Source organism: Desulfobulbus rhabdoformis (assembly GCF_016919065.1).
Lineage (GTDB): Bacteria > Desulfobacterota > Desulfobulbia > Desulfobulbales > Desulfobulbaceae > Desulfobulbus > Desulfobulbus rhabdoformis.
The window spans coordinates 1-14,061 of sequence record NZ_JAFFQA010000003.1; the positions used below are offsets into that span (position 1 = coordinate 1).

General features: G+C 53.2%; 14 protein-coding genes and 1 tRNA gene. 4 read left to right on the top strand and 11 right to left on the bottom strand.

The annotated features are described in order from the left end of the window. The 4 genes from JWJ90_RS02035 to JWJ90_RS02050 all read right to left on the bottom strand — a co-directional run. Positions 1–331 (bottom strand): transposase (locus JWJ90_RS02035; protein ID WP_205225510.1); only part of this gene is annotated, 331 nt, incomplete at its 3' end. Between the two features lie 174 nt (positions 332–505). Next, on the bottom strand, positions 506–1,687 hold the full coding sequence (gene purT, locus JWJ90_RS02040) for a formate-dependent phosphoribosylglycinamide formyltransferase (protein ID WP_205225511.1): 1,182 nt from the start codon (positions 1,685–1,687) through the stop codon (positions 506–508). A 348-nt stretch (positions 1,688–2,035) separates the two neighbouring features. Continuing rightward, a tRNA-Arg gene (locus JWJ90_RS02045) sits at positions 2,036–2,112 on the bottom strand. 88 nt (positions 2,113–2,200) lie between these two features. Beyond that, complete coding sequence (locus JWJ90_RS02050; RefSeq protein WP_205225512.1) at positions 2,201–2,770, bottom strand: DUF309 domain-containing protein; 570 nt, start codon at positions 2,768–2,770, stop codon at positions 2,201–2,203. Positions 2,771–2,855: 85 nt separating this feature from the next. Between JWJ90_RS02050 and JWJ90_RS02055 the strand changes: the two genes are divergently transcribed. Genes JWJ90_RS02055 through JWJ90_RS02065 form a run of 3 tightly spaced genes read left to right on the top strand, consistent with a single transcriptional unit; the run spans position 2,856 to position 7,960 of the window. Further along, positions 2,856–3,056 carry a DUF1737 domain-containing protein gene (locus tag JWJ90_RS02055; RefSeq protein WP_205225513.1) on the top strand — a complete coding sequence of 67 codons (201 nt, stop codon included), beginning with the start codon at positions 2,856–2,858 and terminating at the stop codon, positions 3,054–3,056. Positions 3,057–3,071: 15 nt separating this feature from the next. Beyond that, positions 3,072–4,295: an exonuclease SbcCD subunit D C-terminal domain-containing protein gene (locus JWJ90_RS02060; RefSeq protein ID WP_205225514.1), complete on the top strand. Its 1,224-nt coding sequence runs from the start codon at positions 3,072–3,074 to the stop codon at positions 4,293–4,295. Beyond that, entirely contained in the window at positions 4,292–7,960 is a 3,669-nt protein-coding gene (locus JWJ90_RS02065; RefSeq protein ID WP_205225515.1) for an AAA family ATPase, read from the top strand. The genes JWJ90_RS02060 and JWJ90_RS02065 overlap by 4 nt, the downstream gene beginning before the upstream one ends. Here the strand turns inward: JWJ90_RS02065 and JWJ90_RS02070 are convergent. From JWJ90_RS02070 to JWJ90_RS02100, 7 genes are all read right to left on the bottom strand, one after another. Then, positions 7,953–9,590: an ABC transporter ATP-binding protein gene (locus JWJ90_RS02070; RefSeq protein ID WP_205225516.1), complete on the bottom strand. Its 1,638-nt coding sequence runs from the start codon at positions 9,588–9,590 to the stop codon at positions 7,953–7,955. The genes JWJ90_RS02065 and JWJ90_RS02070 overlap by 8 nt on opposite strands. Positions 9,591–9,608: 18 nt before the next feature. After that, positions 9,609–10,556 (bottom strand): cobalt ECF transporter T component CbiQ, encoded by a 948-nt coding sequence (gene cbiQ, locus JWJ90_RS02075; protein ID WP_205225517.1) that lies wholly within the window; start codon positions 10,554–10,556, stop codon positions 9,609–9,611. After that, positions 10,553–11,170, bottom strand: a complete 618-nt coding sequence (cbiM, locus tag JWJ90_RS02080; RefSeq protein WP_205225518.1) for a cobalt transporter CbiM — start codon at positions 11,168–11,170, stop codon at positions 10,553–10,555. The genes cbiQ and cbiM overlap by 4 nt, the downstream gene beginning before the upstream one ends. A gap of 1 nt (position 11,171) precedes the next feature. Next, positions 11,172–11,453, bottom strand: coding sequence for a hypothetical protein (locus JWJ90_RS02085; RefSeq protein WP_205225519.1), 282 nt, complete (start codon positions 11,451–11,453; stop codon positions 11,172–11,174). A 43-nt stretch (positions 11,454–11,496) separates the two neighbouring features. Further along, positions 11,497–11,826: a carboxypeptidase regulatory-like domain-containing protein gene (locus JWJ90_RS02090; protein WP_240194713.1), complete on the bottom strand. Its 330-nt coding sequence runs from the start codon at positions 11,824–11,826 to the stop codon at positions 11,497–11,499. Further along, positions 11,827–12,627, bottom strand: a complete 801-nt coding sequence (locus JWJ90_RS02095; RefSeq protein ID WP_205225520.1) for a DUF4198 domain-containing protein — start codon at positions 12,625–12,627, stop codon at positions 11,827–11,829. A gap of 409 nt (positions 12,628–13,036) precedes the next feature. After that, complete coding sequence (locus JWJ90_RS02100) at positions 13,037–13,411, bottom strand: diacylglycerol kinase (RefSeq protein WP_205225521.1); 375 nt, start codon at positions 13,409–13,411, stop codon at positions 13,037–13,039. A 278-nt stretch (positions 13,412–13,689) separates the two neighbouring features. Between JWJ90_RS02100 and JWJ90_RS02105 the strand changes: the two genes are divergently transcribed. Next, positions 13,690–14,061, top strand: a complete 372-nt coding sequence (locus JWJ90_RS02105) for a helix-turn-helix domain-containing protein (protein ID WP_205225522.1) — start codon at positions 13,690–13,692, stop codon at positions 14,059–14,061.

Below are 14,061 nucleotides of genomic sequence, written 5' to 3' on the forward strand. Positions count from 1 at the left end.
CCTCAATGCTCTTTGTTTTTCGAAGATAGGGAGGCAAGAGTCCTGAGTTAAATTTGACGCCTTTCCCCCGTTTATCCCGAACTTTCGGCACCCTAACACTCACGGGGCCGACACCGGTCTGAATTTTCCGTTCTGGTAAGTAGCCATTGCGAACTACCTGGCGACGGCCACTGGCATCTGTGCACGTTGCAAATTCCTGAAGAAAACCATGTAGCTCTGCTTCCACGGCTTGAGTAATCAATTGCCGGGCACTGGTGCGAAGCAATTCGGTTAACGGATCCTCAGAAATCTCTTCTCGCTTTTTCAGGGAAATGATTTTACCTTCACTCATGACGTATCCTTTTTTGTTGGAAGTAAGTTTTGGCGAACTGTTTCCAACAGGATACGTCATTTTTCTTTTAGAGTCCCCTCAAACACCACTTTCGAGCATAACTCATAGATGAGAGGATTGCATTGAAAGTTTAATTCGGCTGAGATGCTGCCTATTTCAACAGTAATCGGAGAATTACCCCAGGTTAACCTTTATTGAGTCTCTGACGTTGCGTGCTTTTGCACGGGCTTCATCGATATTTTTCCCCAGGGCCAGCCCTACAGCCAGACGGCGATGCCCTGCAATTTCTGGCTTTCCAAAAATCTGGTAGGCGGTATCGGGCTCGGTAAGAGCTTCATCCATTCCGGAGTAGCTGATATTGCTGGAATGGCCTTCCGCCACCAGGGCCGCTGATGCAGAAGGTCCGTACTGCCGGATTAGGGGGATAGGAAGCCCCATTAGGGCACGGGCATGGAGCTCGAATTCCGACATATTCTGCGAGATCAAGGTAACCATACCCGTATCATGGGGACGGGGAGACACTTCGCTAAAAATTACTTTATCCCCCTGAATAAACAGTTCCACTCCGAAAATCCCTCTACCGCCGATACCGTCGGTAACAGTTTTGGCGATATCTCGGGCTTTGGTCAGAGCCTGATCTGTCATAGGCTGTGGTTGCCAGGATTCACGGTAATCGCCATCCACCTGAAAATGGCCAATGGGATCCAGAAAGGAGGTCCCTCCGGTATGGCGTATGGTCAGCAGGGTAATTTCGTAATCGAAATGCACAAAGGCTTCCACAATCACCTTTCCAGCGCCGGAACGGCCCTCTGCCTGAGCATGATCCCAGGCCTTCTGGATATCGGTATCGCTTTTAATAACGCTCTGCCCCCGTCCAGATGAGCTCATGATCGGTTTTACTACACAGGGCATTCCCAGGGCGGATACAGCGGTTTTGAATTCCTCAAAGGTTTCGGCAAAAGAGTAGGGAGAGGTGGCAACGCCCAGTTCTTCGGCGGCCAGCCTGCGGATTCCTTCCCGGTTCATAGTCAGAACAGTGGCACGGGCGTTGGGGATCACATTGAACCCCTCTTCTTCCAGTTCCAGCAGCATAGAGGTAGCAATAGCTTCCACTTCGGGTACGATAAAGTCAGGTTTTACTTCTTTTACGATTTCTTTCAAACGGGCGGCATCGAGCATATTGAATACTCTAAATTCATGGGCTACCTGCATGGCTGGAGCATTTTCATATTTATCACAGGCAATAACCCGGCACCCCAGACGGATCGCTTCCATGGCTACCTCTTTGCCCAGTTCTCCGGAGCCCAATAAAAGCATTTTTGTAGCGTTCTTTCCTGCCGCGTTTCCTAGAGTCATAGGAATCTCCCCTGTTCTCTCATATTCGTACAAATTTACAGTTTGTTGAACTACAGGATGAACCAGTCAGGCTTTCGCCTGCAGGTATCCTGCGCGTTATTATTAATCTTACCACCATTTCGAAAATCCTTTCATTCTGCCAATGCCCCAAGTTGAGGTTACTCTGTTCACTCCTGTCTAACTCTTCGAGTCGCAACATGTTCTGCCTACCGGGGCATAAAGCCGAACAAGTCAGGAAAAATATGTTGCCAATAATTGAGTTGAGGGAGATTCTTCTTTCGAGCTGCACTACAAGTGCCCTTAAAAAGAAAAAGCACCTAACCCAAATTGGCTAGGTGCTTGATTTTATGGTACGCCCGGAGGGATTCGAACCCCCGGCACTCGGATTCGAAGTCCGATGCTCTATCCAGCTGAGCTACGGGCGCAGAGCTTTTAGGTAGGGTAGAGAATATTTATATTACCCGGAAACCCAAGCAGGCGTCAACCATGCACAACATTACGTTGCAAAATAGTTTACTGCATCAGTAGCGGGGCCGGAGAGGTGTGGGTACGCATGGCCGCATATAACCGTTCCGGATCGATATACATGCTCAATTTTTCTCGCTGGGCTTCAAGTACCGGCAGTGCTTTTGCCGCCAGCTTCGCGGCTGGTTCATTGTAACCGTAATCGCTTTTGATATAGACCCCGGCTGCGCGGATCATAGCCTGCAGCAGCGATTTTTCATCCCCTCTGGAATGATGCCAGGCATGCTCCAGAACCTCATGCACCTCAAAATGCAGCCCCAGGTCCCAGAGCAGAAATCCCTGCCAGAGTACATCCTGTGGTCCTTTTGCCGCCTGATCAAGAAACTGCTGAAAGCGGCTTAGCCGTTTTTCGATATACTCCCGCTGCTCTGGCCCCGGATCTTGCTGGAGAAAGCGGTTTGCGACCTCGCGGGCCGGGGCCAGGTTCATTGTTCGCAGGCAGGGAATAATCGCTTCAGAAAGGTGATTTCGAATATCGCGGCTTAAACGATCAACAAATGGATCAAAGGGGTGTGTTTCGCCGTTTTGCCGAGTATTGTCGAGGTCATCTGTATTCATTTGTCCTCCTCCCGGTAGATCGAGTATAGTGATGCGGCATACACTCAGTGTGTCTCCCTTATACCTCTTATTTATCGGTGAGCAAATGAAACTCTACACCTGTATTACAGGACCAGATGATGAAACCTTTTGTAAACGCGTCTCGGAAAAGTTGAACAGAGGCTGGCAGCTCCATGGTGGCCCGACACTGACCTTTAACGGTGAAAACGTCATTGCTGGGCAGGCTCTGTTCAAGGTGGTCGAAGACGAAGAATTCAGCATGGATATCAACATAAGCGATTATTAAATCGACTTGCTACGCATGCGCCTTTTACACACATCCGACTGGCATCTGGGCCACCGTTTTCATGGACGGATGCGGCTGGAAGAACAGGGGGCCTTTTTACACTGGTTACTGGAACAAATTCAGGCGCATACGGTCGAGGTACTGCTGGTTGCCGGGGATATCTTTGATACCACCACGCCGGGAAGCCGGGCGCAAGCGCTCTATTACCGGTTTCTCCACCAGTTGGCCGGTTCCAGCTGCCGCCATGTAGTTATTATCGGGGGCAACCACGACTCTCCTTCGCTGCTGGAGGCGCCGCGTGAAATACTGCGCCAGCTCAATATTCACGTACTGGGCATGGTCGATGATCAGCTGGATAAGGAGATCGTGCTGCTTCCAGGTCAGGCCACTGAGGCACCCGAGCTGCTGGTCTGCGCCGTCCCCTTTCTGCGCGACCGGGACATTCGCCAGGCTGGAGCGGCAGAAACCCTGGAAGAAAAAGGACGTCAACTACGCCAGGGGATTCAGGACCATTTTCAGCAGGTCTGCCAACAGGCCGAGCAGATACGTCAGGAATACAATCCGCAAATGCCTTTGGTGGTCATGGGCCATCTTTTTGTTGCGGGCGGGCAGACTCAGGAGGGTGATGGAGTCCGCGAATTGAGCATCGGCGGCCTGGACCGCATTGATGGCAGTTCTTTTCCAGCCGGAATCGACTACCTGGCCTTAGGGCATCTCCACCTCCCCCAGAAAGTAGCGGGAAATCCAACCCGTCGCTACAGCGGCGCCCCCTTTGCCATGAGCTTTAGCGAGGTTGGCCAGAAAAAAGAGGTGCTGCTGATCGACTGTGCAGGACGAGAAATTACCCCAACTCCCCTTGAAGTTCCCTGTTTTCAACCTCTGGCAAGCATACGAGGCGATCTCTCCCCCCTCTTGGAAAAAATCGAAGCACTCAAGGCCGAAGAACGCCCCTACTGGCTGGAATTGCAGTACGAGGGGGCTACGGTGATTGCCAACCTGCGCGAGCAACTCCTGGAAGCGGTCGCGGATTCGCAAGTAAGCATCCTCCGCATCCGCAACAGGCGTATCTTTGACCATGCCCTGCAGCAAAGTAAAGAGAGCGAAACCCTGGACGAACTCAGTGTTGAAGAGGTCTTTGCGCGTTGCCTGGAGGCCCACCAGATTGAACCATCCCAACGGCAGGGCTTGCTGCAGGCCTTTGCTGAAATCAAACGCGCTGTTGCTGAGGAGGATATGTGAGAATTCTGGCCCTCTCGCTGCATAACCTCAACTCTCTGGCCGGGACCTGGTCCATCGATTTTACCGCTACCGAATACGCGACCACGGGCATCTTTGCCATTACGGGTCCCACCGGCGCAGGAAAATCGACCCTACTGGATGCCCTCTGCCTGGCGCTCTATGGCCGAACCCCACGCCTGGGTCCGATCACCAAGGGATCCAATGAAATCATGTCTCGCCGGGCCGGTGAATGTTTTGCCGAGGTCAGTTTTTCCACAAACACTGGCAGTTTCCGTTGCCACTGGGGACAGCACCGAGCCAGGCGCAAGGCTCAAGGAGAGTTGCAAACACCCCGCCATGAACTCGCCGAACTGGAGACCGGGAAAATCCTGGAAAGTCGCAGCCGTCAGGTGGTGCGTTTAGTGGAAGAACTCACCGGCATGGACTATGACCGGTTTACCCGTTCGATCCTGCTGGCCCAGGGAGATTTTGCCGCCTTTTTACAGGCCGATGCCGACCAACGGGCTCCTCTTCTGGAGCAGATCACCGGGACTTCCATCTATTCTCAGTTGTCAATCGCTGTCCATGAGCGGACCAGCGAAGAACGGAGGCGGCTGAAAACACTCCAGGAAGGATTAGGCGCTTTGCAGCTGCTCAGCCCGGAGGAAAAGGACGAGCTTGCCACCTCTATCGCAGAGCAGAGCAAAACGGTGGAAGAGGTTCGAGCAAAACTGGCCCTGGTGGACAAAAACCTGCAACAGCAAGAGCAGCTTGCCAAATTGGGCCTCCAACTCCAGGAGAACGAAAATAAACGTATCCATCTGGCTAAGCAACGCGAACAAAGGGAGCCAGAATTCAAGCAGCTTGCCCTAGGCCACAAGGCACAACCGCTGATACCACTGTATACCTCCCTGAGTCAACTCAGCAAACAGATCTCCAGCCTTGAAAAACGTCAGGCCCAACGTACAGAGAATACCGTACGATTAGAAAAAACGCGCCAACACCAACAAAAAGAGCTGTCACAAGCTCTGGAGGCGCTCACCCAAATCCGCGAGCGACGCGAACACGAACTGGAGTTGATAAAAGAGGTGCGTGCCCTTGATCTCCACCTCCATGAAAAACAGAAGGCCAATGACCAAATCCTTACCACCCTGCAGCAGCACAACAAGGAACTGGCAGCGATTTCAGCTGCCGAGAAAGGAATGCTTGAGCAACAGGCAGTCCTACGCAAGCAACAGCAAACACTTGATCATTTTTTCGAGGAGCGAAGCCCGGACGCACAGTTGGTGGAAGAGTTTGCCGGTCTACGGCAACAGCTGTTGCACCTGGCACGACAGGAAGAAACTCGCGAACAATATAAGCAAACGCTGAGGGCATTAGAGAAAGAACAAAAAAACGCCCATGTTTTGCACGAAAAGTCGACAAAACGTTTCGCACAGGTCGAAAAGGACGTGCACCAATGTCTCCAGGAGCAGAAGAAAGGAAGCCAAAAACGCGATACCCTCTTAGACGGTCGGGAACTCTCCTGGTTACGTGAACAACTCGCCGACCGTACCGCCTTGATTGCCCGTCTGCAGCAGGGGTTGGAACGAGCTGAAGAATGGCAGATCTTACAAAAAAAGACTCGGGAGCTGGACGAACAAACAACAACGCTTAACGCGCAAAGAAAAAAACTTCAGGAGCAGGAGACACAACTTGCGGGGGAACTGCAGCTTCGCCAAGATCTCGTCCTCCAGTACGAAAAAAACCACCGCTTACAGCTCCGCATTCGCAGCTACGAGCAGGAGCGCGATCATCTCCAGGAAGGAAGCCCCTGTCCGCTCTGTGGCTCCCCCCATCACCCATGGGGCCACGGGAGTGCACCCCTTGAGGACTCAGAGAGCGAGCTGAACCAGGCACGATCACTACTTGAAGAGAGTCAGAAAAAGATGGCCTCACACCGGGAAGGGCTGGCCGTGCTTGGAAGGGATCTTGACCATCTCAGGCAGAGCACAGAGGAAACGCAAAAACGGCTTGCGGAACGTGCAGCACAGCTTGTCCCGTTGCTTGCAGCGCAGAGTCTGGGGCCTGTGGATGAGTGCAGGCAAGCCATTGCCACACAACTCACCAATGTGGAGGAACAACAAGCCGCCCTGTGCACGCAGATCAAACACGTTGAACAGGTAGAAAATAGACTACAGAAGATCGCAGGCAGGCTGGAGCAGGTCAACGCCCTCCACACCAAGTACAGCCAAGAGGCACAAGCCAATCAAGAGAGACTGGCAGCGAAAACCTATGAAGTGCAGAGTCAGACCACCCAACTTGCGGAGGCCGACCGCCTTCTCGCGCAAACAAGGGAAGAACTCCGCACAGTCCTCGCTGCCTATGGGGGGATTGATCTCAATACGCACAAGGCGGACGAACTCATCACAGCGCTGGAGGCAAGACGGCAGCGGTGGAAGAAGCGGCTGGCGCAGCAAGAAGAACTGACACGTCAAGAGATTCAGCTGGCAGGTGAGCTGGAAAAACAAGCGCTGCAGGCGAGTTATTTGAAAGAGCAAATCCAGCAGCAGCGACAAAAACAGCAGTCACTGGCCGAGGAAAGGCAAGGGCTTACCCAAAGACGAAGGGAACTCTACGGGAGCAAGGACCCGAACCGGGAGGAACAACAGCTCAGGCAAGGGGTGCAGGCAGCGGAGAAAAATGAAGGGAAAATCAGGCAACAACTGGCACAGAGCGAAAAAGAACTCCACGGCTTGAGCCAACAGCAACAGCTGGACAACGAAGAACTCGCGAGCATAGGCCCCCAAAAAAGCCAGCAGGAGACCAAACTTCGCCAACAGGTAGCGGCAGCAGGGTTTGCTGATCTCGACGCCTTTCAAGATGCCATCCTTCCCTTGGAGACGCTCCAGGCTCTCGAGCTGAAAAAACAGCAGCTGGACCAAGAGGAAACACTCCTTGCCGCAGGCCACAAAGAGTTGCAGGCCGCGATTGCCCAGGTAGAGGAACAGGTGGCAAAGAGCCCTGACAAAGAGGAGCTAGAGCAGGAAAAACAGCAACTGGTCAAGGCGCAGGAGGGCCTGCAGCAGGCGATCGGCGGTGCTCAGGAACGGCTGCGCGCCAACGAGCAGCGGGCGCAGAGCTTTCAGCAGCAGCAGGAGGCACTTGAAAAACAACGCCAGGAACTGGATCGCTTTGAGGTATTACACCAGCTCATCGGCTCAGCTGATGGCAAAAAATTCCGCGTTTTTGCGCAAGGGCTCACTTTTGAGGTCATGGTGAGTCATGCCAATCGGCAGTTGCAAAAGATGAGCGATCGCTACATCCTCCTGCGAGATCCCGAACGACCGCTCTCGTTGCAGGTGATCGACAACTACCAGGCTGGAGAGATTCGTTCTACCCGTAACCTCTCCGGTGGTGAGAGTTTTCTCGTCAGCCTGGCCCTGTCCCTAGGGTTGTCCGCCATGGCCAGTCATAATGTCCGGGTCGATTCACTCTTTCTGGACGAAGGGTTTGGCACCCTTGATGAGGAGACCCTGGACACCGCCCTCCAAACCCTGGCCAGCCTGCAGCAGGACGGCAAGCTGATCGGGATCATCTCTCATGTTAGCTTGTTACAGGAGCGCATCGACCTCCGCATAGAGGTGCAACCGGGGCCGGATGGGTGCAGCCGCCTCATGGGGCCAGGCTGTCATCAGATTACCTGAGACTAATTCCCTGCAGCGCCTGAATCTCCTGATAACAGCTGTTTTTATAGGTGTAATCCAGACCGTTCACTACCTGAAGGTGCTCATCGGCGAGAAACTCGTGGGTTGCATAATCTCGAATGATACGCCCCTGATGCAGGACCACTGTTCGGGCACAGAGCTGGCGCACAAAAAAAAGGTCATGGGTCACCAGAATCTTGGTGATGGGGAGATCTGCAAGAATCTGCAGTAAAAGCTCTTCACTGCGTGGGTCAAGACTTGCTGTGGGCTCATCCAATATGAGCACCTCCGGCTCCAGACTCAGCGTCGCAGCGATGGCCAACCGCTTTCGCTCGCCTCCACTCATGTGCAATGGCGGTCGTTTTGCATATCCACTGAGCCCTACAAGCTCAAGCGCCTGCTCGACCCGACGCCTCACCTCCGTTTTAGAAAGCCCGAGCTGTTCCGGACCAAAGGCCACCTCCTCACGGCAGGAAGGCGAAAATAGCTGATCGGCGGCATTCTGAAACACCATTCCCACCCTCCGCCAAAGCTGCCTATAATCTTGCCTGGCAAGTGGACGGCCTTCGAGCAGGTAAAATCCCTCGTTTTTTTCCGGCCTGTGCAACCCGAGCAGGCAATGGGCCAGCGTCGATTTCCCTGCGCCGTTTTCTCCTATCAAAGCAAGCGTATCACCGGGAAAGAGGCTGAGATTGATATTGCTCACCCCTGGCGTGGTGTCAGGGTAGCTATACCAGTAATGCTGCAGCTCGATGATGGGATCTGTCTGTTGGCTCTCACCGTGCAGATGCGCACCAGCCACCTCGTGCTCGTGGGTGCCATGATGATGGTGGTGGTATTGGTCGTGATGATAGTGCTGACCACAGCAGGTGAAACGAAAGGTAAAATCCAGGCCGTGCTCACAAAGTGCCTGGGGCTCGGCGGCCAGCTGCTGAAAACTGTAGTCGTGATGGACCTGTCCCTGGGCAAGGACAACTGCCCGTTCACAGAGACCATAGAGAAAAAGCAGATCGTGATCAATGGCAATGAGTGCCCCGGTAAACTGCTCCAGCAGTCGGCGGAAAACAGCCTCTTGCCGGGGGTCGAGATTGGCCGTGGGCTCATCGAGAATGAGCACCTCCGGCTCCATGGCTAAAATCGCGGCCAGGGCAGCCCGTTTTTTCTGGCCATAGCTGAGATGATGGGCAGGTTTGTACATCACCTGGTCAAGCTCGACCTCGCCCAACCAGTGATGGACCAGCCGCTCAACCTCCTCAGGACGACGTCCCTGATTACGCGGTCCAAAGGCCACATCGTCGTAGAGGGTATTGCAAAAGAGGTGATCATCGGGATCCTGAAAGAGGATTCCGACTTTTTGGCGCAGCCCCTGCACCATGGCTTCAGTGATTAACTCTCCCTGGTAGCTGCAACGCCCGGCCTGAGCAAGAAAGAGCCCGTTTAAATGACGGATCAGGGTGGACTTTCCTGAACCGTTCTGCCCCACCAGAGCGACCCGATCTCCGGGAAAGATATCCAGATCGATCGATCGCAATCCCGGTGTGCCATCGGGATAGGTATAGGCCAATTGACGCAGGGAAAACAGGGTGGTGCGCTCATCGTCCACGGGAGGACGAACCGCCATATGATGCATAAAAATTCTCTGGGAAAATCAGAAGAGGATAAGAGGCAGCAGCCGGTCACCGGCAAGCAGAATTGCAGCAATCATAATAAAGAGAACGCCTTTTACCAAGTCCATGTTGGTTATTTTTTGCCGAACCTCTGCAGGAAAGCTGCCCTGATAGCCACGGCTGAGCATGGCCTCATAGACACGTTCGGTGCGTTCAAAAGAGCGAATAAAAAGCATACCAAAGCCACTGCCCATGGTGCGCAGGGTGGCTATATTGGTGCGGGGGACAAAGCCTCGTACCCGCATGGAGCGTTGCATGCGGCGCATCTCTTCCTGAAAGACAAAGATATAGCGGTGGCAGAGCAAAATCATCTGGTTCAGGGACGCAGGCAGGCCGAGGTCGGTAAATCCCTGCAAAGTCTGAGGCAGCGATGAGGTTGCCAGCATGGGTTCCATGAGCAGGGCCACTGCCATCGCCTTACAGACGATAGTGAGCGCAAGGTGGGCACCAGCAAGGCTATAGGGCCACTCCGGCAGGCCGGGAAGCACCAAGACTGTTTCCCCGGACTGGACGGGACTGGTCAGCGGGACAATCACCACCAGCATCCCCAAAAATCCTCCCAGAGCAGCCAAGCGTCGCAAGGGACGCGTCCAGGACATACCGGTCAACTCAACACATAAGGCGCAACAAAACAGCGCTGTCAGGGCCCAGGCCAAGGTGTGCAGGGAGACGATGACAAAGGCTGCGATCAGCAGGGTGGCTATCTTGATCGAAGGAGCCCAGGTGTGAAACAGTGAACTCCCCTGGCCATGGCGATCAAGGACAGGGGAGGACCAGTCCGGCTCGGTCTTCTGGCCAGCGGAGGTACTTTCTTCCGCTTTGAGTAACCAGGCAACAAGGGCACAAAAGAAGGGGAGAAAAAGGCAGGAAAAAAGCGACATGGTCTGGACACCGTTGAGCACGATGACATGGGCCTGATCGAAGTTCACACGTTCTCCCTGGCGAGGGTCACACCAAGCAACTCGGGTTTCACCTGGTACAAAAAGGAGATCACAAAGCCACCGACAAGAGCTTCAACCACCATCACCGGGATATGGGCCACAAGGGCTATCTTGGCAACGCCCATAAAGGATTCACCTCCTGTTGCCAGAAAAAAGGCCAGAATAAGTGCGGCCAGCAAGACGCCCAGTCCACTGACCAAGCTACCAACCAGGGCATTGGACTTTTTGCTGGTTCCGCGCAGGCGACGGTACAAGAAACCACAGACCAATGCCGGGAGACCCATCATAAGGCTGTTGGCCCCCAGAGCGGTGAGCCCTCCAAATTGAAAGAGCAGGCTCTGCAGGAAGAGTCCCACGACAATGGAAAGGAAGGCTGTCGGCCCCAGCAAGGCGCCAACGAGCCCGGGCAGCAGCAGGTGGACGCTGGTGGGTCCAAGGGGCAAATGGATCAAGGAAGCCACAAAAAACGACGAACTGACCACGGCAATTTTGGGCAACTCACGCTGATCAAGCGTGCGCAGACTCAGCCCCAGGCCGGCCAGGGTCACGATATAACTCCCCGCGGCAACGGCCGTGGGGAGTACACCATCGGCAATATGCATCTCAGCGCTCCTCTGCTCCCTGACGACGGGTGGCAACAAGGGCTGCAACCCCGCAGAGGCCAAGAATATAGCCAATACCAGCGGCTATCTCGCGCAGCCCCGGCTCCTCCAGATTTTGGTTCAAGAGGGCAATTTCCCGTTTAATCTGGCGGAGTTCCCGGTGCAGTTTTTTATTCTCCTTGCGAACCTCATCTACCAGAGCAACACACTGCGAGCTCTGGGAAACACCATCAGGCTGCCCCTCATCTGCGGCTGCGGACAGCGGCAAGACAAGAAGCAACACCAAAGTTATGCCCAACAACCAGCAAGCCCCTATCGGGGAGAGTTTATTCCATCTCATCCTGTGACAACACATAGGTATTTCTATGCCCCATCCCTGCATCGATGACAATGGTCAGGGGCTTTTTCTCTGTGAGCGGAAAGGAAAACAATCCCTCCTTATCGGTTGTTCCTGTCAGCAGTTCTTTTCCATTGGCATCGAGTACTTCTATTTTTCCCCCCATTACCTTCTGGCCACTTGCAAAATAACTCTCTGTGTACACCTTCCCATCCTCTACATAAGCAAAAATATTCACTTTATGCGCCCAGGCAGAGGAAAGACAACCGACAAAAACGATGACAGAGAGCGCCAGTACTCTGAGTACGGAAGCCATCATTTACTTCATATCGGTGGTGTGTACCCACATCACCGCTCCGAGCTCAACGGGTTTTTCCTGACCGTCCTGCTTCAATGTCCAGTCGGCGGTGGACAGGGCTGCAAATCCCCACCAGCCAGCCCGGGGCATGGCATAGGTAAAGAAACCGTTTGCATCCGTCTTGACCACCTGGGTGATAAAGGGGTCACTGGGGGGATGAACCGCACTGGGGTTCTCCGGTGATTCGTTGAGATATTCGACCTCCACCTCCACATCCGCTGCCGGTTTTCCCTTTACCAGAACCTGACCGGTAAAGACATTGCCGGTCCAGAGGCCGTAGGGCCGGGTCTTGGCGAGGATTTCAGTCTCCAGGCCAACGGGTGTATCCCAACCTTCTTCCAAGCCCAGAGCGTTGACACAAACTTTGGTGTAATGGACAATATATGAATCCTCAACAGGTTCCCAGTAGGGCTGGGGCTCCACAAAAAAGACATAATCGCCCGGACGCTTGATCTGGTACTGCGTTTGCCATGAGGTAAACGCCTTCCCCGGTTCTGTCCCCTTTACGGCCTTCAGTGTGGGCAGTAAGTCTGTGCTCGTTCCGTCATGGACCACGCCAAAGCGCTTGGGCTTGACCATTTCCATATAATGGCCTTCCAGCGGATGAAGAAATTTCACCGCCACTTCAATTTTCTTGGAATCTTTCTGGGTGACTATGTCATCGGAGGGGATCACCGCACCGAAATGGGCATTGGCAACGGACGCGGTGGTCAAGAGAGCGGCACAACAGCTCAGTAATACCAGTTTGGGGGTTTTGCGCATCTTTCTTCTCCTGTGGATTTCTTTATAGAGAACGGATTTGGGCGAGGACCATAATACGTTTTATGAAAAAATCACACAAAAGAACACAATTTTTCAATTCGTGTGAACACCTACGTATGCATGAGAAAACAAGGCACTGAAAATACATAAGGAAACATGCGGCGCACCCGTCCATTGTCATGGACCTGAATACGTGACGGCGGATGGTCTCTGAATAACATATTCAGTTGATAATGCAGAAATTTTCAAACTAATTTATTTGCTATTCAGTTTCCCCCACCGCCCTTTGGGGCATCCATTAGTACGCCACCTTCACTGTTCGTAACAAACCGATAAAGTTTACTTTAATCGACATATCACAAACAGCGAAGCTGACACACCAATGAATGCTCACGGATCCAGGATGGAATCAGGAGAAGAGCAGAATCAGCCCCCAGTCAATACAGGCCAAAACAAGGGCGACAAAGACAGCGGCCGAGCCAACATCTTTCGCCAGGCCCGAGAGTTCATGACGATCGGCACTGATACGGTCGACCACCACCTCAATGGCCGTGTTAATCAACTCCACAATCAGCACCAACAGAAGACTACTGATCAACAAGGCACGCTCAATACTGTTCTCCCCGAGCCAGAGAGCAACCGGCAGGAGCACAGCGCAGAGCAGCACCTCCTGACGAAAGGCGGCCTCATTACGAAATGCGGCAAGAATGCCAGCCTTTGAGCAGACAGCGGCGCGAATGATTCGTCCTAACCCGGTCCCGTTTATTTTTCCCTGCTCTGTCATGGTGTGTAAAACTCCCAGCTAAATCTGCGACAGCGGATGGTTGATGACAAACCCGAGAGTTTGTCTCTTCAACGCCGCGTAGTAAATGATTTTCCCTCCATATGGACAGGAACTGCTTAAAAAACTACACTATCTTCTTGTGGTTTTCCACAGACTTTCTTCTCAATTCAGCCAGTGTATCCAGCCTTCTGGAAAACACAGTTCCCAGGAAAATCGATTGCTGCACTCCTCACCGTGTGGTATCTCTAGACAAAGCTTTTTTTACAAGAGGCAGGTACATGGATCGCGATACATTCTCACATTTACGGGCAAAACTGGGAAAAACTCAGAAGGCGCTGGCCGAACTTCTCGGCGTCTCCCTGAAAGCCGTTCAAAGTTACGAACAGGGGTGGAGGGCAATCCCCATCCATGTTGAGCGCCAGCTTTATTTTCTGGCTGTCAATCAACGCGGCGAGAAACACAATAAACGCAAAGACTGCTGGAATTTTAAGAAGTGTGATCGCAAAAAAGAATGCCCGGCCTGGGAGTTCCAAGCAGGTCATCTCTGCTGGTTCCTCAGCGGTACCCGTTGTGAGTGCACTGTAGATAAAAACTGGAAAGAAAAGATGGAAATATGCCGCAAATGCGATATGTTAACCTCTTTACTCTAG